20 protein-coding genes are annotated in these 25,129 nt (G+C 64.9%); 8 read left to right on the top strand and 12 right to left on the bottom strand.

The annotated features are described in order from the left end of the window. Positions 1-758, top strand: a 758-nt coding sequence (cobA, locus tag BTH42_RS12415) for a uroporphyrinogen-III C-methyltransferase (RefSeq protein WP_075299611.1), incomplete at its 5' end; no start/stop codon positions are given. A 17-nt stretch (positions 759-775) separates the two neighbouring features. On the opposite strand, the gene BTH42_RS12410 is transcribed toward cobA, so the two are convergent. After that, positions 776-1,693 carry an MOSC domain-containing protein gene (locus BTH42_RS12410; protein WP_075299609.1) on the bottom strand — a complete coding sequence of 306 codons (918 nt, stop codon included), beginning with the start codon at positions 1,691-1,693 and terminating at the stop codon, positions 776-778. A gap of 386 nt (positions 1,694-2,079) precedes the next feature. On the opposite strand from BTH42_RS12410, the gene BTH42_RS12405 reads away from it, so the two are divergent. The 4 genes from BTH42_RS12405 to BTH42_RS12390 all read left to right on the top strand — a co-directional run bounded on the left by BTH42_RS12405 (position 2,080) and on the right by BTH42_RS12390 (position 7,360). Beyond that, on the top strand, positions 2,080-2,484 hold the full coding sequence (locus tag BTH42_RS12405) for a heme-binding protein (RefSeq protein WP_075299607.1): 405 nt from the start codon (positions 2,080-2,082) through the stop codon (positions 2,482-2,484). Positions 2,485-2,640: 156 nt separating this feature from the next. Next, complete coding sequence (locus BTH42_RS12400; RefSeq protein WP_075299615.1) at positions 2,641-4,815, top strand: malate synthase G; 2,175 nt, start codon at positions 2,641-2,643, stop codon at positions 4,813-4,815. A 420-nt stretch (positions 4,816-5,235) separates the two neighbouring features. Continuing rightward, complete coding sequence (locus tag BTH42_RS12395) at positions 5,236-6,177, top strand: phosphate acetyltransferase (protein ID WP_075299605.1); 942 nt, start codon at positions 5,236-5,238, stop codon at positions 6,175-6,177. Between the two features lie 10 nt (positions 6,178-6,187). Further along, positions 6,188-7,360 (top strand): acetate/propionate family kinase, encoded by a 1,173-nt coding sequence (locus BTH42_RS12390; protein ID WP_075299603.1) that lies wholly within the window; start codon positions 6,188-6,190, stop codon positions 7,358-7,360. 75 nt (positions 7,361-7,435) lie between these two features. Here the strand turns inward: BTH42_RS12390 and galU are convergent, their stop codons facing one another. From galU to BTH42_RS34800, 3 genes are all read right to left on the bottom strand, one after another. Further along, positions 7,436-8,362, bottom strand: a complete 927-nt coding sequence (gene galU / locus BTH42_RS12385; RefSeq protein WP_075299601.1) for a UTP--glucose-1-phosphate uridylyltransferase GalU — start codon at positions 8,360-8,362, stop codon at positions 7,436-7,438. Positions 8,363-8,646: 284 nt separating this feature from the next. Beyond that, positions 8,647-8,790, bottom strand: coding sequence for a hypothetical protein (locus BTH42_RS35435; protein ID WP_178392157.1), 144 nt, complete (start codon positions 8,788-8,790; stop codon positions 8,647-8,649). Positions 8,791-8,911: 121 nt separating this feature from the next. Then, the gene (locus BTH42_RS34800) at positions 8,912-9,232 is read right to left on the bottom strand and encodes a hypothetical protein (RefSeq protein ID WP_143752026.1); all 321 of its coding nucleotides are present in this window, start codon (positions 9,230-9,232) and stop codon (positions 8,912-8,914) included. Between BTH42_RS34800 and BTH42_RS12380 the strand changes: the two genes are divergently transcribed. Further along, entirely contained in the window at positions 9,231-10,496 is a 1,266-nt protein-coding gene (locus BTH42_RS12380; protein WP_075299599.1) for an acyltransferase, read from the top strand. The genes BTH42_RS34800 and BTH42_RS12380 overlap by 2 nt on opposite strands. A 198-nt stretch (positions 10,497-10,694) precedes the next feature. Here the strand turns inward: BTH42_RS12380 and BTH42_RS12375 are convergent, their stop codons facing one another. Genes BTH42_RS12375 through BTH42_RS35430 form a run of 3 tightly spaced genes read right to left on the bottom strand, consistent with a single transcriptional unit; the run spans position 10,695 to position 16,922 of the window. Then, entirely contained in the window at positions 10,695-13,181 is a 2,487-nt protein-coding gene (locus tag BTH42_RS12375) for a glycosyltransferase family 4 protein (protein ID WP_075299597.1), read from the bottom strand. Beyond that, the gene (locus tag BTH42_RS12370) at positions 13,178-14,644 is read right to left on the bottom strand and encodes a flippase (RefSeq protein ID WP_075299595.1); all 1,467 of its coding nucleotides are present in this window, start codon (positions 14,642-14,644) and stop codon (positions 13,178-13,180) included. The genes BTH42_RS12375 and BTH42_RS12370 overlap by 4 nt, the downstream gene beginning before the upstream one ends. Positions 14,645-14,702: 58 nt before the next feature. Beyond that, positions 14,703-16,922 carry a hypothetical protein gene (locus BTH42_RS35430; RefSeq protein ID WP_075299593.1) on the bottom strand — a complete coding sequence of 740 codons (2,220 nt, stop codon included), beginning with the start codon at positions 16,920-16,922 and terminating at the stop codon, positions 14,703-14,705. 623 nt (positions 16,923-17,545) lie between these two features. Between BTH42_RS35430 and BTH42_RS12360 the strand changes: the two genes are divergently transcribed. Then, positions 17,546-18,676, top strand: a complete 1,131-nt coding sequence (locus tag BTH42_RS12360; protein ID WP_075299591.1) for an acyltransferase — start codon at positions 17,546-17,548, stop codon at positions 18,674-18,676. A 68-nt stretch (positions 18,677-18,744) separates the two neighbouring features. Then, entirely contained in the window at positions 18,745-19,788 is a 1,044-nt protein-coding gene (gene gmd, locus BTH42_RS12355; RefSeq protein WP_075299589.1) for a GDP-mannose 4,6-dehydratase, read from the top strand. An 87-nt stretch (positions 19,789-19,875) separates the two neighbouring features. Here gmd and BTH42_RS12350 read toward each other — a convergent pair whose 3' ends face one another. The 5 genes from BTH42_RS12350 to BTH42_RS12330 all read right to left on the bottom strand — a co-directional run bounded on the left by BTH42_RS12350 (position 19,876) and on the right by BTH42_RS12330 (position 25,026). Next, entirely contained in the window at positions 19,876-20,241 is a 366-nt protein-coding gene (locus BTH42_RS12350) for a response regulator (protein ID WP_075299587.1), read from the bottom strand. 63 nt (positions 20,242-20,304) lie between these two features. After that, the gene (locus tag BTH42_RS12345) at positions 20,305-21,294 is read right to left on the bottom strand and encodes a chemotaxis protein CheX (protein WP_075299585.1); all 990 of its coding nucleotides are present in this window, start codon (positions 21,292-21,294) and stop codon (positions 20,305-20,307) included. 40 nt (positions 21,295-21,334) lie between these two features. Then, a complete protein-coding gene (locus BTH42_RS12340; RefSeq protein ID WP_075299583.1) occupies positions 21,335-21,874 on the bottom strand; it encodes a hypothetical protein in 540 nt (179 codons plus the stop codon). Next, entirely contained in the window at positions 21,871-22,602 is a 732-nt protein-coding gene (locus tag BTH42_RS12335) for a methyl-accepting chemotaxis protein (RefSeq protein WP_075299581.1), read from the bottom strand. Before BTH42_RS12335 ends, BTH42_RS12340 begins: the two co-directional genes overlap by 4 nt. A 21-nt stretch (positions 22,603-22,623) precedes the next feature. Further along, positions 22,624-25,026 (bottom strand): ATP-binding protein, encoded by a 2,403-nt coding sequence (locus tag BTH42_RS12330; RefSeq protein WP_075299579.1) that lies wholly within the window; start codon positions 25,024-25,026, stop codon positions 22,624-22,626. Positions 25,027-25,129: the final 103 nt, after the last annotated feature.

Below are 25,129 nucleotides of genomic sequence, written 5' to 3'. Positions count from 1 at the left end.
AAGTCACACTGCTGAGCGCCGGCCCAGGCGACCTCGACCTGCTGACGCTAAAAGCGGTCAAGGCGCTGGCCGCCGCCGACGTCGTGCTGCTCGACGACCTCGCCAATCCGGAAATCGTCACGCTCGCGCCGCAAGCGCGGGTGATCCGCGTCGGCAAACGCGGCGGCTGCCGTTCGACGCCGCAAGCGTTCATCGAACGTTTGATGCGCCGTTATGCGCTGAAGGGTGTGCACGTGGTGCGCGTGAAAGGCGGCGAAGCGCTGCTGTTCGGCCGCGCCGGCGAAGAGATCGCGGTGCTGCGCGACGCGGGCATCGCGGTCGATATCGTCAATGGGATTTCGTCGGGTTTCGCGGCCGCGGCTTCGCTCGGGATGTCGCTTACGCATCGGCGGCATTGTCACGGCGTGAGCTTTGTCACCGCGCACACCGAAGATCACGGCGAGCCGGACTGGGCCGCGCTCGCGGCAACCCGCACGACGCTCGCGATCTATATGGGCATGCGGCGCATCGAGCAGATCGCGGCCGCGTTGCTCGCGCATCTGCCGGCCGCGACGCCGGCGGCGGTCGTGCAGTGGGCGGGCGGCGTCGATGAGCGGCGGCTGGTCACGCGGCTCGACCGGCTGGCCGCCGATGCGATGAGCGCCGGATTCGGCAGCCCGGCGGTGATTCTGGTTGGCGATGCTGTCGGCGAAAGTGCCCAACAGCATGCTGAAACTGCGCACGCGCAGCCGGCGGAAGCGATCGCGTACGCGGCTTGAATTGAAACGCCGTCACCTCAATCCCCGAACCCCAACTCGGCCTCGACCTCCTGCCCGACCCGCAACCACGCGCCCGCGCCGCTCGCGATCAGCGCGTTGTTGCCGAACGTGACCGCGCCATTGAAGCGCTCGTTCGCGCGATAGCCGAGCATCGTGTCGGTCGGCTCGTTCGGCCAGTCGGGATCGGGCGCGCCGCGGGCCTGATCGACGGTCGGCATCGGGCAGCGCGAGCACAGCTTGACGAGGCGTAGCTCGACGGCGGCCTCGCCGTTCGTGCTATTCGCGCCGTTCACACCGTTTGCACCATCAGTCCCGGCCGCCACGCTCAGCGTCTCCACAAAATCCTCTTCATACGCATCGAGCCCGTCCACCACGATGTTCGGCCGGAACCGGTCGATCGGAATCGACGGCGCGCCCTTGCTGTTCAGCCGTGCGTTCAGATCGTCGAGCGATGCCTGGCCGACCACCAGCAGCGGAAAGCCGTCGGCGAAAAAGGTCGTGGCGCCGCCGGTGCTTTCCGTGTACTCGCGATCGACGATCCGCTCGCGCAGCGGATCGAAGCGCAACAGCCGCGCCGGCAGGTCGAGAAATTCGCTGAGCCACGCGGCGGTTTCGTCGCCGGTGTCGAGCCCGTAAGCCGCATCGCGCCACACCGAGGTTTCGACGCGCGGCGCTTGCGCGAGCCGGGCCGCGTCGAGCGGCGTGCGCAGCTCGCGCATGCCCGGCGCGCGGATCACCAGATCTTCGTCGCCGAGTTCGACCTTGATCAGCGCCATGCGCGGATAGGCGCGCTGCGTGTACATCGCGCCGTGCGGATCGGTGATCATCCAGTTGCGGTCGTATTCGAGGCCGGTCGCCAGCAGGCGCGCCTCGTTGAGCGCGATGCCCGCGCAGGATTTGATCGGGTAGACGAAAAGCTCGCTGATGGTCGGCATGGTGGGGGCGCCTCGCGGCACGCATGTTCTGGTCGAAACGCAATTGTAAAGCGCTGCGCGCACGGCGTTGCGGCGTTGTGGTGTCGGCCGGCGGCACGCTCGGCGCCACCGGGCGACACATATCGCAACCTGTCGGCGCGGCCGCCGCGCGCTGCACGGCAGGCCCGCCAGCGGCTGCGCGGGCCTCCGGGGAAGCCGCCGTTTCGCAGCGGCGCGCGGGGCAGTAGAATCTTCGGTTCCAACGCGCGCCCCCGGCCGCACTCGGCTTGCTCCACCTCTCGCAGCGTGGACGGGCCGGCCCGAACGGGACAGCGTCGCACGAGCGGTCATTGGCTGGAAACGGCCAAGCCCCAGATCAACGAGACAAGACAGGACAGGAAGACATCATGCTGAGCAAACCCGTGTTGAGCGTCACCGAAACGACCCGCATTCTCGAAGCCGCCCGCGCCGAAGCCGAGAAGAACAAGTGGGCCGTCGCGATCGTGATCGCCGACGACGGCGGTCATCCGCTCGCATCGCTGCGTCTCGATGGCGCGGCGCCGTCCACCGCCTACATCGCCACCGAGAAAGCCCGCACCGCCGCGCTCGGCCGCCGCGAAACCAAGGTCTACGAAGACATGATCAACAACGGCCGCACCGCGTTTCTCAGCGCGCCGCTCGCCGGCACGCTCGAAGGCGGCGTGCCGGTCGTCGTCGACGGCCAGGTGATCGGCGCGGTCGGCGTGTCGGGCGTCAAGTCCGAGCAGGACGCGCAGGTCGCCAAAGTCGGCATTCAGGCGCTCAATAGCTGAGCGCGGCTAAGCGGCCGAGCAACCGGGCGGCCCCCGCACCCCTTTAGCAAAACCCGCCGCAACCAGCCGTTGCGGCACCCCTCTCGCAGCAAGGCAATCCGTGGCATAACGCGGACCGGTGCCCCCTCATCGGTCCCATAACAGATGGAGCAGTCGATGACTCAGATGAACCCGCGCGGCGGACTGCAGGTCGCCGCCAATCTCGACCAGTTCGTTGAAACCGAAGCCCTGCCCGGCAGCGGAATCGACAGCGCCGCCTTCTGGTCGGGTTTCGACGCCCTCGTTCACGAGTTGGCGCCCAAAAACCGTGCGCTGCTCGCCGAGCGCGACCGCCTGCAAACCGAACTCGACAACTGGCATCGCGCGAATCCGGGTCCGGTGCGCGATCTGCGTGCGTATCGCGCGTTCCTCGAAGGGATCGGCTACATCGTGCCGGCGCCCGCGAGCGTCAAGGCGACGACCGAGAACGTCGACAGCGAAATCGCCGAACAGGCCGGCCCGCAGCTGGTCGTGCCGCTGTCGAACGAGCGCTATGCGCTGAACGCCGCGAACGCGCGCTGGGGCAGCCTGTACGACGCGCTGTACGGCACCGACGCAATTGCCGAAAGCAATGGCGCGGAAAAGCAGAAAGGCTTCAACCCGGTGCGCGGCGCCGCGGTGATCGCGTATGCGCGCAAGTTCCTCGACGAGGCCGCGCCGCTCGCGAACGGCTCGCATGCGGACGCGACCCGCTATAGCGTCGAAGGGGGCCAGCTGGTCGTCGCGCTGAAGAGCGGCACCACGGGCCTGAAGACGCCGGCGCAATTCATCGGCTATCAGGGCGACGCGAGCGCGCCGTCGGCGGTGCTGGTCAAGCACAACGGCCTGCACGCCGAAATCCAGATCGACGCGAACGATGCGATCGGCAAGACCGACGCCGCGCACGTGAAGGACGTGGTGGTCGAGGCGGCGGTCAGCACGATCATCGATTGCGAGGACTCGGTCGCGGCGGTGGACGCCACCGACAAGGTCCAGCTCTATCGCAACTGGCTCGGCCTGATGAACGGCGACCTGACCGAACAGGTCACGAAGAACGGCAAGACCTTCACGCGCCGGCTCAACCCGGACCGTGAATACACCGGCGCTAACGGCAAGTCGCAGGTCAGGCTGCATGGCCGCTCGCTGCTGTTCATCCGCAACGTCGGCCATCTGATGACCAATCCGGCGGTGCTGACCCGTGACGGCCACGAGATTCCGGAAGGCATTCTCGACGCGGTGATCACCACGCTGTGCGCGCTGCGCGACCGTCAAAACAAGCTCAATTCGCGCACCGGCTCGATCTATATCGTCAAGCCGAAGATGCACGGTCCGGCGGAAGTCGCGTTCGCGAGCGAGCTGTTCGCGCGCGTCGAAGATCTGCTCAAGCTGCCGCGCAACACGCTGAAGATGGGCATCATGGACGAGGAGCGCCGCACCAGCGTGAACCTGCTCGCGTGTATCGACGCAGCATCGGCCCGCGTCGCGTTCATCAACACGGGCTTTCTCGACCGCACCGGCGACGAAATGCACTCGGCGATGCTGGCCGGCCCGATGATGCGCAAGGGCGACATGAAGTCGAGCAAGTGGATCACCTCGTACGAGCGCAGCAACGTGCTGGTCGGTCTGGCCGCGGGCCTGCGCGGCCGCTCGCAGATCGGCAAGGGCATGTGGGCGATGCCGGACCTGATGCACGCGATGCTCGAACAGAAGATCGCGCATCCGAAGGCCGGCGCGAATACCGCGTGGGTGCCCTCGCCGACCGCCGCGACGCTGCATGCGCTGCACTATCACCAGATCGACGTGCAGGCGGTTCAGCAGGAACTGGAGCGCACCGACTACGCGCAGTTGCGCGACGAACTGCTGGACGGCCTGCTGACGATTCCGGTCGTCGAAAAAGCGCAGTGGAGCGACGACGAAATCCGCGCCGAGGTCGACAACAACGCGCAGGGCATTCTCGGCTACGTGGTGCGCTGGATCGATCAGGGCGTCGGCTGCTCGAAGGTGCCGGACATTCACAACGTCGGCCTGATGGAAGACCGCGCGACGCTGCGCATTTCGAGCCAGCACATCGCCAACTGGTTGTATCACGGCGTGATCCAACGCGAGCTGGTCGAGGAGACCTTCAAGCGGATGGCCAAGGTGGTCGACCAGCAGAACGCCGGCGATCCGCTGTACAAGCCGATGGCGCCGGGCTTCGACGGCATCGCGTACAAGGCCGCGCAGGCGCTGGTGTTCGAAGGACGCGAGCAGCCGAGCGGTTATACCGAGCCGCTGCTGCACAAGTTCCGGCTCGAGGTGAAGCGCCAGGGTTGAGGCCGTTTAGCTACTGACTGACGACGGCCCACGCTTGCGGCTAGCGGGCAAGGCCGGCTAAAACGACGACGGGCGCCGCGCAATGCGGCGCCCGTTTTTCATGCGCGTGTCACATTCCGTAGCGGGCAGTTTGCTGCGGTTCGTGCCTGCTCGCCGGGGTCTGCGTCGGGCGCGGAACCGCCAAAGTTTCGCCATGCCCGACACACCAGCCATGTGCCGCTTACTTCCTACGTATTTCCCGCTGATTTCCTGCGTTTTCCCGCTTTTTCCTGTTTGCCAGCCCACAGGCCACCGTCTACACTGCTCTGCACTGACGCGCCGCAGCAATGGGCCGCGCCGGCGCCCTCGCCCGCCCAGCGCATCAGCGTTTCACCGCCGTTCACCCCGCACCCCACCGTGGAACCGCCAAGGAGACAGCCGATGGAACATCACCGCGACAAGTACGAGCGACTCGTCACCTTTGCGGCGTCGCTGCCGCCCACTCCGACCGCGGTCGCGCATCCGGTCGATCACGATTCCCTCGCGTCGGTCATCGAAGCGGCCCGGCTCGGCCTGATCGCGCCGATCCTCGTCGGCCCGCGCGAGAAGATCGTCGCCGCCGCGAAGGCCGGCAAGCTCGAACTCGGCGACCTGCCGATCGTCGACGCGCCGCACAGTCACGCGGCGGCCGCCGCGGCCGTGCAACTGGTGCACGAAGGCCGCGCGCAGGCATTAATGAAGGGCTCGCTGCATACCGACGAACTGATGGCCGAAGTGGTGTCGCGCACGACCGGCCTGCGCACCGAGCGGCGCGTGAGCCACTGCTTCGTGATGGACGTGCCGGGCCGCGAGGACGCGCTGATCATCACCGACGCGGCCGTCAACATCGCGCCGTCGCTCGACGAAAAACGCGACATCGTGCAGAACGCGATCGACCTCGCGCATGCGCTGCGTTTTCCGGCCGCGCGCGTCGCGATCCTGTCGGCGATGGAAACCGTCAATTCGAAAGTGCCGTCCACGCTCGACGCCGCCGCGCTGTGCAAGATGGCTGACCGCCAGCAGATCACCGGCGGCATTCTCGACGGCCCGCTCGCGCTCGACAACGCGATCAGCGTCGAAGCCGCGCAGATCAAGGGCATCGCGTCGCCGGTCGCGGGCCGCGCGAACATTCTCGTGGTGCCGGACCTCGAAGCGGGCAACGTGCTCGCCAAGAGCCTGTCGTTTCTGGCCGGCGCGGATGCGGCCGGCATCGTGCTCGGCGCAAAGGTGCCGATCATTCTGACGAGCCGCGCCGATTCGGTGCTGACCCGGCTCGCGTCGTGCGCGGTCGCGTCGCTGGTCGCGCTCGCGCGGCGCGAACAGTTATCCGCGGCGATCGTCTGAGGGGACTCGCATGGAAGTGATTCTGGTCATCAACTCGGGTTCGTCCAGCATCAAGTTTCAGGGCTTTTCGGTGGACGGCACGACGCTCGAACCGATCGCCGGCGGCAAGCTCGAAGAGCTGTACACCGCGCCGCGGATGGTGGTCAAACGCGTGAACGGCGAAGTGATCGAGGACCGGCGCTGGCCGGACGGCGAGTCGCTGCCGCACGAAAAAGCGCTCGACTTCCTGTTCGACTGGCTGCGCACGCATGCGGGCGGCGCGACGCTGCGCGCGGTCGGCCATCGGGTCGTGCATGGCGGCGAGCATTACGGCGAACCGGTGCTGATCGATGACAAGGTCCTGGCCGCGCTCGACAAACTGGTGCCGCTCGCGCCGCTGCATCAGCCGCACAATCTCGCGGCGATCCGCGCGATCGCCGCGCGCAATCCGCAACTGCCGCAGATCGCCTGTTTCGACACCGCGTTCCATCACACGCAACCGGCAGTTGCGACGCGTTATGCGCTGCCGCCCGACATCACGGATCAGGGCGTGCGGCGCTACGGGTTTCACGGGCTGTCGTACGAATACATCGCGAGCGTGTTGCCGCAATACAGCGAGCACGCCGCGCGCGGCAGAACCGTGGTGCTGCATCTGGGCAACGGCGCGAGCATGACCGCGCTCGCGGAGAACCGCAGCGTCGCCAGCACGATGGGCTTCACCGCGGTCGAAGGACTCGTGATGGGCACGCGCTCCGGCAGTCTCGATCCGGGCGTCGTGTTGTGGATGATCGAGGAAGCGCACATGGACGCGAGCGCGATCGGCTCGCTGCTGTACAAACGTTCCGGACTCCTCGGCGTTTCCGGCATCTCCAGCGACATGCGCACGCTGCTCGCGAGCGATGCGCCGGCCGCCGCCGAAGCGGTCGATCTGTTCTGCTACCGGATTTCGCGCGAACTGGGCTCGCTCGCGGCCGCGCTCGGCGGGCTCGATGCGATCGTGTTTACGGCCGGGATCGGCGAATATGCGGCGCCGGTGCGCGAACGCGTGTGCCGCGCGGCGACGTGGCTAGGCGTGTCGCTCGACGACGACGCGAACGCGCGCCACGGTCCGCGCATCAGCGATGCGCAAAGCGCGGTGGAGGTGTGGGTGATTCCGACCAACGAGGAACTGATGATCGCCCGGCACACGCTCGGGCGGTTGTAGCAGCGGTTGCAGCAAGCGTCGCCAGCCAGCCGGGCTGGTGGCGACGCTACGCATGCGCTATACGCTATACGACGCTCAGATCGCCTCGACCGCGAGTTGCGTCGCGGCGGTATCCGCCGCCGTGCCCACTTCGTTCTGCATATAAGCCTGCAGATACGCTTCGAAATCGGCCTTCACTTCCGGGTGACGCAGCGCGAACTCGACGGTCGCCTTCAGATAACCGAGCTTGCTGCCGCAATCGAAACGCGTGCCGAAGTAGCGATACGCAAGCACCTGCTCTTCGGTCAGCAGCGACTGCACTGCGTCCGTCAGTTGCAGTTCGCCGCCCGCGCCCGGCTTCAGCGCGCGGATGTGCTTGAAGATCGTCGGCATCAGCACATAGCGGCCGACCACGCCGAGGTTCGACGGCGCTTCGTTCGGCGCCGGCTTCTCGACGATGCCCGACATCTTGATCACGTTGTCTTCCCACTCGCGGCCGTCGACCACGCCATACGAGCGGCTGTCTTCGCGCGCGATCGTTTCGACGCCGATCACCGAGCTGTGATAGTGGTTGAACGTATCGACCAGCTGGCTCATCACCGGCTTCGAGCTGTGCAGCAGGTCGTCGGCCAGAATCACCGCGAACGGGCTGTCGCCGACCAGTTTTTCGGCGCACAGCACCGCATGGCCGAGACCGAGCGCTTCGGCCTGGCGCACGTAGAAGCAGTCGACGTTGGCCGGCTTGATGCTGCGCACGAGGTCGAGCAGCTTCTGCTTGTTGCGCGCTTCGAGTTCGGATTCGATCTCATAGGACTTGTCGAAGTGATCTTCGATTGCGCGCTTGCTGCGGCCCGTCACGAAGATCATCTCGGTGATGCCGGCGGCGATCGCTTCCTCGACCGCGTACTGGATCAGCGGCTTGTCGACGATCGGCAGCATTTCCTTCGGACTTGCTTTGGTAGCCGGCAGGAATCGTGTCCCGAGGCCCGCTACGGGAAACACGGCTTTGGTGACTTTCAGCATGGTAGACATTCCCACATCGGTTAGAAGTTGATGGATTCGCGCATCCGCGGCCAGTCGCGCGGCAGGCATGGGACCGGCAAAACGCGGGCTTCACGCGCGGCGTTTTCTCCAATTTAATTCGATAATCGGCATATTTTCGTGATGCCGGATAGTGGAATAAATTGAGTAATTGTTACTCAGGCCACTGCGCGAGGCTATTGAATAAATATGAAACTCTTACATGCGGGCCGTGCCGCTGACAGGTCGCTGCGCACGGTATTGACGGGACTCGGGCCTTGCGTCATTCATTCCGCTTCGTCGACCGGCGGCAGCTTGCCCGGATTCGCGCGATAACGGCGGATCGGCTCGTTACGCAGCGCATCGCGGTACGCCGAAGCGGCGATCAGGATCAGCAGCACGGCGACGCCGGCGAGCAAATGCAGGTTCATCACGTGACCTCGGGTCAGAAAATCCGTATCTCAAATTAACATGACAAAAGCGATAAATAATTCGAAAACGCATTTTCTTATCCTCGATTACAACTCGTCACAAAATCGATAGTCCGGCTAATTAGCCGGACAATTTTTTATCGATTTTTTCCCGACTGCGATGTTTTAGCATGGAGATCGCGCGGCAACCTGTGCGGCGGCGCAATTCGTTGATCGATTGGCGCATTTCGCGGGCCGCGCGGTTTTCGCTACCGCGAGCGAGCAACGAGATGTGTCCCCGCGCCGGAATTCGAATTAATTCGGCCGGCCATGTCCTGACAATCTTTAACGCTGGATCCCGCACGACTGTGGGCGCCCGCACGATTGACAGCATGACCCGGTGATAGCGTTTGCCGGTCCCCTTCTCCCGATCCCGTTCCCGCTTCAAATAAGGACTGCCCATGAGCGATCCAGTGCTGGATGCCGCCGGCTCATCCCTGCCCCTGTCTCCACCGGCACGCTCCGCGCAGCCGGCATCGTCCCGCGCGCGCGGCGACGCTCGTGCCGCGAGCGCCGGCAAGGAGCACCTGATCGACGCGATGCGCGGCTTCGCCGCGTTGCTGGTCGCGTACTTTCATTGCCGCCAGGTGGTATGGGTCGGCATTCAGGCGTTCTATCACAGCGTCGGCCGCTCGTTCAGCCCGAGCGCGCTGGCCGCCTATCTGACCTTCCCGATCGCATGGGGCTCGGCCGGCGTGCCGATCTTCTTCGTGATCAGCGGCTACTGCATCCACCGAGGCGGTGCGATGCGTCTCGCGGACAATCCCGCTTACCGGCTCGATGCACGCCATTTCTGGCTGCGCCGTTTCGCGCGGATCTATCCGGTGCTGCTCGCCGCGTTGCTGCTGACGTTCGCGCTCGATTCGCTGAGCCTGCAACTGCCGCCGGTCAGCCACAAGATCGGCGACACCGGACTGCGCACGTTTATCGTCAACCTGCTGTCGTTGCAGGGCGTCGCCGGCAATACCTATGGCTCGAACGGCGCGCTGTGGACGCTGTCGCTCGAAGTGCAGTTCTATGCGATCTATCCGCTGCTGTTCGCGCTGCGGCGACGCATTGGCATCAATGCGGTGGTGGCGGGCGTGGCCGCGATCAATGTCGTGTCCGCGTTTGTGCTGGAGCGCCATGACATTCAGTTCTTCACGTCGTACTGGTTTTCGTGGATGCTCGGCGCGTGGATTGCCGACGCGCAGGCGAGCCGCGCGTCGAATACGCGTGTAGCGGGCTGGTTTTACTGGCTCGCGGCGGCGTTCGGCGCGGCCGGTTGCGTCGCGTTTCATTTCGGCCAGTACGCCGCGTTCCAGTTCTGGGCGCTCGCGTTCGCGTGCTATCTGCACAAGGCGCTGGCGCCGCGCGCGCTGGCAGAGCGGGCGGCGAGCGGAATACGCGCGCTGCTGGACGGCCTCGCGGCTGCCGGCTCACGCATCCTCGCGCGTTTCGGCGACTTCAGCTTTTCGCTGTATCTGATCCATCTGCCGATCTTCGTGCTGCTGTCGTCGTGGCTGTTCCGCTCGTCGCTGCAGATGTCGATCTGGCCGTCGTTCGCTTATATGCTGGTTGCGGTGCCGGCCGCGTGGGTGTTTTACCGCGTCGTCGAATTGCCGGCGATGAAGTGGTCGGCGAGTTTTAAATCCAGATCAGTGAGCGCCGCGCGCCTCACGCAATAAGAGCGACAGGCCATAAAAAACGGAGCGAATGCCATTCGGCGTTCGCTCCGTTTCGCGCTCAACGAGCGGCCGTGTCCTTGTCTGCCGTTGCGTGAATGAGCTTCGTTCCTGCCCTGATCGCTCCGTAATCACGCAGTACTCCGCAGCTTTGTCGGGACCTGCATCGGTGCAAGTCCCGACGTACCTCCCGCTGCCGCCTTACGTCCGCGCCACGTCCTTCAGAATCCGCGCGACCCCATCCACATAGCTCTGCGTGCCGAACCGGCTCAGCGCGCTCCGGTAGCCGTTCTCGACCAGCTTCTCGCGCAACTCGTCGTTCGAGCGCAATTCGGCGAGCGTATCGGCGAGCGCGTGCGCATCGCCCGGCGTGCACAGCATGCCGTTTTCGTGATCGTCGATGATTTCGAGCACACCGCCCGCGCGCGCCGCGACGACCGGCCGCCGCGCGAGCATCCCTTCGACGATCACCCGGCCGAACGGCTCGGGCGTGATCGACGTATGCACGACCGCGTCGACCGCGCACATGCAGGCGGGAATATCGTGCTGGAAGCCGAGAAAATGCACGCGCTCGCCGAGCCCGTGCGCGGCCACGAACGCGTGCAATTCGACTTCGTACTGGTCCTCGCCGAACAGCGCCGCGCCGACCAGCACCGCATGCATCTGCGGATTGAGCACCATCGCTTCGAGCAGCACGTGCTGCCCCTTCCAGCGCGCGAGCCGGCTGAACGAGCCGACGAGGAACGCGTCGCGCGGCAGCTTCAGACGCTCGCGCAACGTCGCTTGCGGCACCGCGCGCAATGCGTCGAACGGTTCGGCCGAAATGCCGTTGAACACCACGTCGATGCGTTTGCTGTCGAATTGCGTGAGCTGCTCGAACGCTTGCGCGGACGCGGCGGAATTGGCGATCACGTGTTTCAGCCCCAGCCGCGCGCACCATTTGATGATGGCCAGCTGCTTGCCGCCGAAGTGTTCGGCACTGACGATATCGCGCAGATGCCAGACCACCGGGCGCCGCGCGAGCTTGCCGGCCACCGCGCCGATCACCATCGCGCGTTGCGTATTCGCGTAGATCACGTCGGCGGAGCGAGCGCGTTTTGCGGTCGCCCGCACCAGCGCGAGCAGCCCCTTCAACGCCTGGCCCTTCGGCAGCGAGCCGCCCTGCTTGCGGACGTTTTTCAGCGCGCCGGCGTCGAGTACGTCGACCGCGACGCCGGTCTTCGCGAGCGCGCTGCGAAACGGCCCGTCGTCGAACAGCACGACCTCGACGCGCGAGCGCAACGCCTTGACGATTTCGAGCAGCGACAGTTCGGCGCCGCCGAGCACGCCGCTTTGATCGACCGCGAGAATGCGCGGCAGATCAGCGTCGAGCTCGCGTTGATCTTGGCCTGGGCCTTCGCTCTGCGCGAGGCCGGGCACATAACGCACATACGTCGGCAACGTCGCGCCGCGCAGCGCCGGCACCGCCGCGCGCACGTGCGCGAACAAATGCTCGCGAAACTGCGCGGCCGAAAACTGCTCGGCATTCGCGCGGCAATCCGCGGGCATGAAGCGCTGCGCGAGTTCGTCGAAACGCTCGACCGCCGCGACGATCGCTTCGGCATCCTGCCGATCGAAGAACATCCCGGTCGGCTGCGCCTCGGACAGGTCGCGCACGGTTTCGAGCGCCCCGCCCTTGCCGTACGCGATCACCGGCGTGCCGCAGGCCTGCGCCTCGACCACCGAAATGCCGAAGTCCTCCTCGGCCGCGAACACGAATGCCTTCGCGCGGCTCATGTGGTCCTTCAGTACCTCGAACGGTTGATAGCCGAGGATCTCGACATTCGGACCCGCCTTCGCGCGAATCTTCGCCATCTCGGGCCCGTCGCCGATCACGACCAGTTTGCGCTCCGGCATCCGCGCGAACGCTTCGACGATCAGATCGATCTTCTTGTACGGCACCATCCGCGACGCGGTCAGATAGAAATCTTCTTTCTGCGTACACAGCGAGAACGCATCGACATCGACCGGCGGAAAGATCACCTGCGCATCGCGTTGATAAACCTTTTTGATCCGTCGCGCGATGAATGCCGAGTTCGAGATGAAGCTGTCGACCGAATTCGCGGTGCGGATATCCCAGTTGCGGATGTAATGCAGGATCAGCCGCGCGAGCGCCGATTTCGGGCCGCGCGTCAGCTTCGACTGCTGCAAATACTGATGCTGCAGATCCCACGCATAGCGGATCGGCGAATGCACGTAGCTGATATGCACCTGGTCAGGCCCGGTCAGAATGCCCTTCGCGACCGCGTGGCTGCTCGAAATCACCACGTCGTATGCGGACACGTCGAGCTGTTCGATCGCGAGCGGCATCAGCGGCAGATACGCGCGGTATTTGCTGCGCGCGCGCGGCAGTTTCTGGATGAACGAAGTCGTCACCGGCTTGCCGCGCAGAAAACTGCGGTCGTCGAGAAAGTCGACGAGGCTGAACAGGTCCGCGTCCGGAAAGCACGCGATCATCTGCTCGAGTACTTTCTCGGCGCCCGCATAGGTGACCAGCCAGTCGTGCACGATCGCGATGCGCACGTTTTTTTCGGCGCGCAATGGGCCGCGCGGCGCGCGCGGCTGCGAACCCGGCACGTGGGTCAATTCGTCGAGCGCGCTGCGCGTCGCGGGCCTCAACAGGTTTTTTTCAAGGACGTCGTGATTCATGCGCTTTTCCTCGGATTCAGTCGCAGGAGCAGTGAACGCGCAAGATTGCGCAAAGCGGGCGTCATCGTGATCGACCACGCGAGGTTCGCGCCGACCATCAACACGCCGGCGGCGAGCGCGAGCACGAGGCCCGGCAGGAAGCTCGCGAGCCACAGGCTGGCGAGCAGGAAAGCGAGGTGCGCGAGCATGTCGAGCACGATCTGGCGCGCGCGGATCGCCGCGAAATAAAGCAGCAGCGCGTAGTCGAACAACGCGCGCGCGGCGACCGCGACCGCCGCGCCGGTCAACCCGTAATGGCTGATGCCGAACCACAGCGCGCCGGCAAAAAGCGGCAATTCGAGCAGACCGATACGCGCGGCGGTGGCCGGATTGACCTGCGACTGGATCAGGATGCGCGTGACGTTGGCCTGACCGACCAGCCACACGGCGACGATCATGATGCGGCCCACCGGAGCGGCGACCGTCGCGATCTCGCTGCCCACCCATAGATGCAGGAACGGTTCGAGCACCAGCATCGCGACCAGCGCGACCGGCGTGAACACGCCGTTGAGAAATTCGAGCGACTGCTGGGTGATCGTGTCGGCGTCCGCGCGGCCGACCGCGGACAAACGCGGAAACAGCGTGCGCACCAGCGCGGTCGGCACGATGTTCAGTCGCGTAACGAGGTTCTGCGGCACCGTGTAGTAAGTGACGAAACGCGCACCGAGGCGCGAGCCGAGCAGCACGCGGTCGAGCGAATCGGCGACCATCGTCGTCACGCTGGCGATCAGCATCCAGCCGCCGAAGTTGAACAGCCCCTTCGCGACGCCGAGCTGCGGCGCAAGAATGCTGCGTATTTCCAGCACTTTCAGCGCCGAGCGGCCGAGCAGCACGGCCGCCAGAATGCGCGCGAACACGGCCGCCGCGAGCACGTTCTGCAGGTTCGCGCCGAGCCATAGCGCAGCGCCGAGCGGCAGCAGCTGAAACAGGAAGGTGCCGATCGTCTGGTTGGTGTTGTAGACGCCGAAGCGCTCCGCGCCGTTGATCGCGCCGGCGAACACCCACGACACATTGGCGATCGGAATCGCGACCGCGAGCCACGGCAGCGCCATATAGACCTCGTGCTGCAACTCGGGCGAGACCTTCGTGAAGTACGCGGTGTATAGAAACGCGCCGAAGTAGATGATCAGGCCGCCGATCACGCCGGTCGTCAGATTCAGCCACGTCGCGCTCCAGAACACGCGCGCGCTTTCGTGCTGGTCGCCGGACGCGCGCGCCTTCGAAATATGGTTCTGCGCGGCCATGCTCATGCCGAGATCGAGAATCCCGAAGTAGCCGATCAACGTCCAGACGAGACTGATCACGCCGTAACGCTCGACGCCGAGCAGCCGGATATACGACGGCACGGTCACGAGCGACACGAAGGTCGGCAGCACGAGCCCGAAGAAATTGATCGCTACGTTTCTGAGAATGCCTTTGTCCATCGAAGCCCTTCGGTTATGCGGTAATTGCGGGGGTATTCGCGCGACGGGTCACAGCACGTCACGGTTTCCAGCGGTACATCAGCACCTTGCCGCGCGCGTCTTCCTCGACGAACACCAGGTATTCGCCATTGCTGCGCCGCGCCGCGCTGATTCCGTTCGGCACATCGACCCAACCCGACGCGCGGCCTACTTCCGGGCCCGGACGGATCACGCCGAGTTCGCGGCCGCTGTCCTTGTCCCATACATGCACGGTGCCGACCGGCTCGACCCCGAACAGGTATTGCCCTTCGACGGTGAGGCCGATGATCGTCGCGATCGGTTTGTCCTCGGTTCGCCACGGCAGCGCGATTGCATAGCGCTGCACCGGCGTGCCGCTCGACCATTTGTCGTAGCGCACCACCACCCGCCCCACCTCTTTCCAGAAGCCGCGTTCGAACGGCGCGTCGGCGGTGTAGCCGGTCGCGTACAGCGTGTCGGTAGTCGGGTCGTAGAGCGCGCGATGCAGTTCGGTGAACGGCTGCGGCACCGGGTAGCGCGTCAGGTTCGAATACGAGTAGAGCGGGTTGCCGTGCGCGTCGAGACCGCCGAAGCGGAAGCGGTAGAGCCCCTTGTTGTCGCGTGCGCGCCAGATGTCGCCGGCCGTGTCGACCCACCAGCCCCAGCCGCCGGCGAGCTTCGTGCCGCTCGTATTCGGCGTGAATTCGTCGGGCGCGATGCGGCCGTCGCCGTTCGCGTCGCGCCAGATCCAGTCGCCGCCGGGCGGCGCATTGGGCACCTGCGCGACCGCGCGCTCGCGGCCCGCGATCAGGCCGGAAGGAATCGAGGTTTCGCCGTCGTGTTGCGGATCGAAGCGATAGATCTTCAGATGGTCCGCGTACATGTCCGTCAGATACAGAAACGTGCGGCCCTTCAGGCGCCGAGCGATCGGCAGCCCCGGATACTGGTCGGTGTGGAACACCGGGTCGTCCGGATACTTGAAGCGATTGGACAGGAACCCTACGTATTTCGAATCCTGGCCGGGCGGCTTCGACAGATCGAGTTCGAAGCGCTTGTTGCCGGTATAGACGCTGTCGGGCCGCGCGGGGTCGAGCCACGCGCCATCGACGAACAGCAGCCCCTGTACCTGCCAGTTGCGTTTGCCGCTGGGCGCATAGCTTTCGAGCGTTGCGCCCAGACCTGCGCCGAGCGGCGCGTAACGCGGACCGATGCCGTTGGTCGATACGACCACGTTGCCGTGCGCGTCGACGCCGACGCCGGTCAGGCCGTTGAAGCGCTGGGGTCCCGGCTTGCCCGCGACGCCGCTAAAAATGCCGCCGCGTTCGCCGAGCGTGCCGGTTTCGCTATAACGGCCGTCGCGTTTGCTGAAGAACAGCACCTGCTGGCGCGGGCCGTTGTCGGCGATCAGCACGCGGCCTTGCGCGTCGATCGCGAGATCGACCGCGACCGTGCCGGCCGGCAGCGTGAAGTTTTCGTCGATGCGCCGGCCGTCCGCCGTGTAGTGCGCGATCGCGGGCGCGCCATCGCCGCGCGTGCCGGTCAGCACCCACAGCGTGCCGTCGGCCGCGAGCGCGATGCGGCCCGGCTCGGGCACGTCCCACGCGGCTTTCTTCAGCATCGATTCGGTGTCGTAGGTCTCGATGCGATTGCGCGCGGTATTGGCCACGTACAGCGTCGTCGCGCTGGCCGCGAGGCCGCCGGGCGCGGCATCGGTGCCGGCGTCGGTGCCGGTCGGCACGTCGTTCGTCATCAGGAAGCCGGCCGCGAGTTGCGCATGCGGGTCGGCCGCATTGGCCGCAGGCTGGAACGGCGCGACGCGTTTCGGATCGCTAACCAGCCGCCGCGAAATGCCGAACCATTGCCTGCCCTTCTCCGGCCATATGCCAGCGCCGACCAGATGCCCCTTTTCGTTGCCGACGCCGAGCGCGACGAACACGTACTTGCGGTTGACCGCGATCGCATTGCCGCCGCTATTGCCCCAGCCATGCGTGCCGCCCGCGAAGCCGAGCATTTTGCCGTCCTGATAGACGGATGCCTCCGCGCCGCTTTCGTCCCACGGCGCGTTCGTATAGACCTTGCCGTCCGGGCTCACCGCGATCGCGGTGATATTGATCTGCGTCCACGTGCCGTCGCCGAAACCCGAGCTGTTGCCGAGCCATGACGTCGTCGCGGGCAACGCGGTTTGCGCGCGTGCCGGCGCCACCGCGCAAAGCGCCGTGACTGAGACAGCCGCGACGCACGCGCTGATAGCGAGCCAGCGGGTGGACGTAATACGGGGCAAGGCAGATCCTCCAATCGAAGAGACGCTCGGGGCGACGCACGCGGACCGGCTTTGGGCGGTGCGAAATTCGGTGATGCGGTGATGGGTTGAGACGACGCGCGACGCTGCGTGCGTGAGCCCGGTGGAAGAACAGCGAATACGAGCGAGCGCGCGTTCGTACGCGTTGCGGCGAGCGTCTACGCGCATGGCCCGACGACGGCTGGCCCACGCTGCGCGGCCCACCCGGGCACTCGACTACCCGGCTACGTTACGCGTACAAAATCCGCCGACGAAAATCGAAAATAATTCAAAAATATTCGTCGAGCCGATTTCTATAAAATAAATGATTTTAAAAATGGATAAAAACGGATTGCCGTCACCGGCGTAGTGCAATTGCATCGATCGGGCCTTCCTTACCGGCATCAAATCAGGCAGTCGCGCATTTGTTACGGATCGCTGCCGCACCCGCGGATAAGCATATAAATCCACGATGAATAGCTAAAGAAACACCCTGTTTCAATCTGATTAACTTATCCAATTCCTTCGCGTTTTTTCGCGAATTTCTTTTCCCTAGAATCGATTGCACTAGTAGCGACGCGCGCGCCGCTTCGCCCGGCCCATCCGCTTTACCTCATGGACGGTTCATGACTGCCAGTGCATTACCCCCCGCGCCCTCCCATTCCCGCATCGTGCAGCTCGACGGCCTGCGCGCGCTTGCCGTGCTCGCGGTGTTCGCGCAGCACGCGCTGAAAGCGCCGCTGTGGATGGGCGTCGATCTGTTTTTCGTACTGAGCGGCTTTCTGATCAGCGGCATCCTGCTCGAACGCAAGACGCAGCGGCAGTCGTATTTCAAGTACTTTTATGCGCGCCGCGCGCGCCGCATCCTGCCGCCGTACCTGCTGCTGATGCTGGTGTCGTCGCTGCTGTTCGGCCTCGCGTGGGCGCGGCACTGGTACTGGTATGCGTTGTTCTCGACCAATATCGGCGACGCGCTCAATCAAAGCGGCCACGACAGTCTCAACGTGCTGTGGTCGCTCGCGGTCGAAGAGCAGTTCTATATTTTCTGGCCGTTCGTGATCCTGCTGGTGCCCGAGCGACTGCTCGGCTACGTGGCGGCCGGCCTGATCGTGCTGGTGCCGGTGCTGCGCGCCGTTGCAACGCCGTGGTTCGATTCGTTCTGGCCGATCTATTACCTGACGCCGTTTCGCATGGATCTGCTCGCGGCCGGCGCGCTGCTCGCTCTCGCGGTGCGCCGCGATCGCGACGCGCTGGAGCCGTTCAAGGGGCTCGCGGTACTCGGGATGCTCGCCGCGCTCGCGGTGCTCGCGTGGCTGCATCTGCACTTTCCGCGCTTTCGGGCTGCCAATACGCCGCTGTCGAATGCGGGGCTGTATAGCGTGTCGCTGGTGCTGTGCACGTCGATCGTCGTGATCGCGCTGCAAAGCCGGGGCCTCGTCAAGCGGCTGCTGTGCAATCGCGTGCTCGTCTATCTCGGTACGATCAGCTACACGATCTACCTGATTCATCTGAGCGTGCTGTACGCGGTGTGGCCGCTGCATCTGAACCGCTATCTGAGCGCCGCGGTCGCGCTCGCGGTCACGCTCGTGTACGCGAGCATCACGTGGTTCGGTTTCGAGAAGCAGCTGATTCGCGGGGGCCGCGGCACACCCGCGAACGCGCGCGCCAACTCGAACGCCACCGCGAACGCAACCTCGAACATCAACGCAACCGTCAACGCCAACGTCGCGCGGCCGGCGCCGCAAAGCCGCGCCTGAGCCGCCGCGCGACGGCCTTCACGCCGCACGTTTTTTCCATTTCACAAAACCACAAGGCAATCCAGTTTATGAACCAGCCACGCAAAGCGATCATCACCGGCGTCTCCGGCCAGGACGGCGCCTATCTGACCAAACTGCTGCTCGATAAGGGCTACCAGGTAACCGGCACCTACCGGCGCACCAGCTCGGTCAATTTCTGGCGTATGCGTGAGCTAGGCGTGCTCGATGATCCGAATCTGCGGCTGGTCGAACACGACCTGACCGACCTCGGCTCGACGCTGCGTCTGCTGGAGAGCAGCCAGGCCGACGAGCTGTACAACCTCGCCGCGCAGAGCTTCGTCGGCGTGTCGTTCGATCAGCCCGCGACCACCGCCGAAGTGACCGGCATCGGCGCGCTGAACCTGCTCGAAGGGCTGCGCATCCTGAGCCGGAACACGCGTTTCTATCAGGCATCGACCTCGGAGATGTTCGGTCTCGTGCAGGCGGTTCCGCAACGCGAAAGCACGCCGTTCTATCCGCGCAGCCCGTATGGCGTCGCGAAACTGTTCGCGCACTGGTCGACGATCAACTATCGCGAGTCGTACAACCTGTTCGCGAGCAGCGGGATTCTGTTCAATCACGAATCGCCGCTGCGCGGCCGCGAATTCGTCACGCGCAAGATCACCGACACGGTCGCGAAGATCAAGCTCGGCAAACAGGACGTGCTCGAACTCGGCAATCTCGACGCGCGGCGCGACTGGGGCTTCGCGCTCGAATATGTGGAAGGAATGTGGCGGATGCTGCAGGCCGATCAGCCGGACACTTTCGTGCTCGCAACCGGCCGTACCGAGACGGTGCGCGACTTCGTGCGGATGGCGTTCGGCGCGGCCGGCTATCAGCTCGAATGGTCGGGCAAGAACGAGCGTGAGACCGGTATCGATGTCGCGACCGGCAAGACGCTGGTGCGCGTGAATCCGAAGTTCTACCGGCCGGCCGAGGTGGAACTGCTGATCGGCTGCGCGGACAAGGCGCGCGACACGCTCGGCTGGCAGCCGCAGACCACGCTCGAACAGCTGTGCCAGATGATGGTGCAGGCCGATCTCGCGCGTAATCAGCAACACGAAACGTTCTGATGCGCGAGGGGTGTGTGGGGTGCGTGAGGTGAGTGACGGCCGGCGTCGCTGCCGGCCGCCCCGCACCCGCGGCTTCGCTGCGGGCGATTAACCCGCCAGCTTCCTGAACGTCTCCAGCACCGCCTCGCCCTTGAACGGCTTGACGATCCAGCCCTTCACGCCGGCCGCCTTGCCGCGCTCCTTCATCGCGGGACTGCTTTCGGTCGTCAGCATGATCACGTTGACGCTCTGGTTCGCGAGTTCGCCGCGAATCTTCTCGACCATCGTCAGGCCGTCCATGTTCGGCATGTTCACGTCGCTGACGATCAGTTTGATATTCGAGTCGGTCTTCAGCTTCGTCAAACCGTCCTTGCCGTCGATCGCGGTCGCGACATCGAGGCCGTTTTTGGTCAGGAAGCCCGCGACTTCGTCGCGCACCGTGCTCGAATCGTCCACCACCAGAATCTTTGCCATAGCCATTCCCCTTGCATTGCGTTGCGGTGCGTCGAGTCATCGACGCATTGAATCAACATTGAATCAAAACAGATCGAGCTCACCGGATTCGACGAGCGCGTCGAGATCCCCGGTGTGTTCGGAAAAATCCTCCGGCGACCAGCGCAGGCTGAACACGAAGCGCTGATCGATCGTCACCGCCTGCCCGCTCGCCGCATCGCTCAATACGTATTGAAAGCACAGTTGCGGATTGTCCGAGCCGAACGAGATGTAGCGATGCTTGTGATTGACGAGTAACGGCACCTGCACCTGACTCGCTTCGCGCACGCTCTGCACGGCGAGGAAGCGGTCCTTGAACGCACCCCAGATCAGGTTGGTCAACTCGCCGAGCAGACTGTTGAGATCGCGAAAGCCGGGCTGCGCGACGCTCGTGCGGTGCTCGCACGCCGCGCGTTCGCGTTCGATCATGCCGAGCAGCGCGTCTTCTTGCGCCTGCATCAGCATGTAGCCGCGGCACCACGCGCCTTCGAGCGGAATCAGGCTGAATACTTCGCCGAAGATGATCCGGTCGCGCACCACGCTGGTCGTCTCGCGGCGCACGGTGACGCCGTCGAACAGCGTACCGAGCCGCGCTTCGGTGATCTCCGCGATCCCGCGCACCAGCGCGTGCGGAAAGTCGAGGCTGAAAATGTATTGATCGACGGCCGCCGCCAATGCGCTCAGATCCGCGGCGTCGAAACTCGCGCACACCACGTTCGCGAACGCGGGCGGCAACTGCTCCGTTGCGGTCGTGCCGTTCGTGCCGCTCGAACGCAGAATGATCGGCAGCTCGGGGCGCGCCGCGTGGATGCGCGCGGCCACCTCGGCGGCCTGCTCGACCGAGCCGCCGTAGTCGCCGGCGAGCAGAACCCCGCCGAGATCGATATTGGTGCCCAGTACGGCAGTGAGGCGACTGCTGTCGCGCACCTTCAGCGCGATCAGATTGTGTTCGTCGAACCATTGCTTCAGCAGCTGAGCGTGGGCCGGATTGTCGTCGAGCACGAGTATCTTGCTGACGGGCTGGCTGGTATTCATCGTGTTTTGCTCTACGTTTCGCTCTACTAATGCGATTGGGCTAGAAAAGTTCGAGTTCGCCTTCGGTCTGGTCGGCCGCGCCGACGCCGGCCTTGAAATCGAGCGGCGCCTGCGCGCACACGCACAGCGTGACGCCGAGCCGGGCCGCTGCGCCGATCAGCAGCTCATACGTCCACACGTGATCGGGCCGCAGTTCGTCCAGATACTCGACGCAGGCGCTGTTCAGCTCGTACGGCGTCGACATCCCGAGGTCCGGAAAATAATCGACCAGCTGCTGGTTCATGTAACCGCAACACAGATTGCCGAGTTCCATCAGCGTTTCCGCGAGCGAGCGGTTCGCGTCGCCGCCGACGTAGTACGCGCGCGTCGCCTCGTCCTTGCCGAAATGCAGCACGAACAGCAGACGGAACGCGATCGACGAAATCGTCAGCGCCATCGCGCAAGGCTGGGCCAGATGCTCGGCGCCCCACTTCGGCACCACGGCGATCTCGCAGGAGTCCCCCGCGGTCGCGGTCAAGCGCGTGCGGGCCGCCTGCTCGAAAATTGCCGCGATGCTGTGCCTGGCCTGATCGCTGATCACGCGGCGGCCTGTTCGAGTCGGGATTGGAACTGCGTGGCCAGCGCCTCGACGCCGCCGAGCGACGCGGTGATCATCTTGCCGCCAGCCTGAATGTCCTGAAACGTCGCGGCCGTGGTCAGGTCGTTGCGATGCAGGCTCTCGCGATAACTCTTCGACAACTCCTGCGAGCGCGACGCCAGCGAACGCACCTCGCCCGCGACGATCGAAAAGCCCTTGCCCGCGGCCCCCGCGCGCGCGGCCTCGATCGATGCATTGAGCGACACGATCAGCACGTGCTGCACGATCGACGACAGCTCCTGGTTCTTCTTGTGCATATCGCGGTTCTGCGCCATCAACGAGATCATCTGCTCGTGCCAGCGCTCGAACGTGATCGACAGCGTTTTCAGACGGGCCGCCTCGCCGGCGATGCGGGTCGCCTGCTGCAACCATTCGTCGTTGCGCGCGCTCACCGCGTCGAGCGAGGCCTGCAATGCGTCGCGCTCGTGCTCGCCTGCTTCGGTTTGCGCGCGCAGTTCGGCGAGCAGCGCGTCCAGCGCATCGCGCTCGTGATTCGCGTGCTCGACCAGCGCATGGGCCGCGTCGCGCTGCATTTCGAGCGCTTGCCGCGCGAGCGCGTCGACACGCTGCGCTTCGATCGCGGCGCGCGAGTTGCGACGCCACAGGTATCCCGCGACGAGCGCGACCGCGATGCCGCCACCCGCGGCGGCCAGAAGATAAATTTCAAACACAACCGACTCCTGTCGCTTCGCTCAACTGGTGAGCGCGTCCGCATCGGCGTCCGCATCACGTTCGCGCGCCGGCGATTGCGCGGCCTCGACGGCCTCGTCGAGACTATCGACCGCCCAGTTCTCCGGGAAATACACGACGGTCTGGAAACGCCGATAGTCGGCGCCGCGACGATCGTCGGTGAAGCGCAATTCGATCCGGCCATGCTCGCGCCGCACGAAATCGCGCACCGCGTCCATGCCGACGCCGCGGCCGGAAATCTCGCTGACGCTCTGCGCGGTCGAAAAGCCGGAGCGGAAGATCAGTTCCGCGATCGCTTCGTCTTCGAGCACGGCGTCGGCCTCGATCCAGCCGCGTTCGAGCGCGGCCGCGCGCAGCTTCGCCAGCGCGAGACCGCGGCCGTCGTCGCTGATCGTGATCTGCAGCGCGTGCTCGTCGACGCCGATTTCGAGGTCGATCGCGCCGGCCGCCGGCTTGCCGTTCGCAATCCGCTCCGCCGCCGCTTCGATACCGTGATCGACCGAATTGCGCAGCAGATGGGTGAACACGTTGCGCAGCGTACTGCCGACCTCGCCGCGGACCCGGTAGCCGTTGTCGGCGATACGCACGACCGGCGCCTGCTTGCCGAGTTCGCTCGCGAGCGACGGCAGCGAATCGAGCACGCCCGCCAGCGCTTCGTGGATCGATTCGGTGCCGAGCAGACGCAGCTCGCGCTGCAACGCCGCGCGCATCGACGCGAGCGCTTCCCGGTCGGCCGGATCGGCGCTGTCGAGCAGTGCCAACTGTTTCTGGATCGACTCGCGATCGACCATCAAAAAGCGCTCGACGCTGCCGCTTCTCCCCGGCCCCTTGCGGCCGAGGCTTACTTCATTGAGCGTCGCGTAGCTTTCGAGCGCGGCCTTGACCCGTTGCAGATCCTCGATCAGTTGCTGCTGATCCCATGCGTCGCGGTTCTCCGCGCGGCGCAACGCGTCGTAGCGTTGTTCGGTTTCGTGCACGATGCCGGTCAGATGCTGCAGGCTGTACGTGCGCGCATTGCCCTTCACGGTATGCATATTGCGGAACAGTTCGGCCACCGCTTCGTGGCTCGGTTCGTGATGCTGACGAATGATCCGCTCGTTCTCGCTGATAAAACCCGTCGCGCTTTCCACGAAGTGATGGAACTTCTCCTGGCTCACCGCGAGAATCTCGCCGATCATTTCGAGGCGGCGCTTCTGCTCGCCGGCCTCGGCCGCGAGCGCGCGCAACTCGGTCACATCGCGCACGCACAGCATCAGGCGCTGCACCACGTCGTGCTCGTCGGTAATGGCCGACCAGCTCAGATCGAGCGTCTTCACGCGGCCGTCCGGCAGCGGCCGGGCAATCTCGTTGACCAGCAGATGCTGATTGAACTCGAAGTTCATGCTGTCTTCGCCGATGCACGCGTCGAGCGCCGCTTCGATCTGCGCACGCACGTCGCTGCTGATACCGCTGCCGCCGAACACCAGATCGAGCAGCGAGCGCCCCGCGATCTCGCGCGTCTCGAAGATCGCTTCCAGATACGCGGAGTACTCCGGATGCACGAGCCCGCCGTCGACGATCGTCAGAATGCCTTGCTGCATGTTCTGCAACATCGCCTGGATGTCGGCGGTCTTCTGCTTCAATTGCAGCGAGCTGTGCTGGATCTTTTCGATCATCCCGTTGAACGCGACGATCGAATGACCGACCTCGTCCATCCGGCCGACCGGTAAGCGGCGCGTAAAGTCCTGACTCGATGCGATCTCGCTCATCATCGTCTGCATGTGGCTGAGCGGCCGGGTGATCTGCCGGTACAGCAGCGCGCTGATCGCCAGCAGCGCGACGATTGCCGCGCCGGTGGCGGCGGCGAGCGCGGTCGTGGTGGTCGCGAGCGCGCTGTTCAGCGCGTCGATCGCCGCGTCTTTCTGACGGTTCTTCTCGATCCGCAGCGTCTCGACGATCCCTTCGAGTTCGTCGCGGTATTGCGCGACGTTCGCGAACAGATAGGCCTGCGCGAGATCGTTCTTGCCGTCCGCTTTCAGCTTCGCGGTGTCGTTCACCGCATTGAAATAGTTCGCAAGGCTCTCGCGCGCCTGACTCACCAGCCCGGTCTGCGCCTGCCCTTGCGCGGCTTTGGCCTGCACGTCGAGCGCGGCGGCCAGCGCGGCCTGTTTGCTCTTTAACTGCTCCTGCGCCTGCGCGACCATATTCGCGTCGGGTGCGTAGACGAGCGTCATCATCGCGAGCTGAACGTCCTTGAGCTGCGATACGAGGTCGGCCGACGCGAGCGCGCTCGGCACGACGCCCTGGGTGACCTGCCTGACATTGACGGCGCTGTTGCGGGTCTGAAGCACCGCGTATCCGCCGATGGCGGATAGCGCGACCAGCATCAGAACGACGAGCAGCGTGATGCGGTGACGGATGGTCATCTGAGATTCCCCGTGATCTGAAATACAGGATCCCCCGCTCGTTGCGGGGCGCCCGGGTGTGTTTTTGTGCTTTCGGGCGCGGGGATTATCGTCGTGGATGTGT

The sequence above is a fragment of the Burkholderia sp. SRS-W-2-2016 genome, assembly GCF_001931485.1.
Classification (GTDB): domain Bacteria; phylum Pseudomonadota; class Gammaproteobacteria; order Burkholderiales; family Burkholderiaceae; genus Paraburkholderia.
The sequence above is the reverse complement of the archived record's forward strand: the minus strand, read 5'-3'. Positions and strand labels throughout refer to the sequence as shown.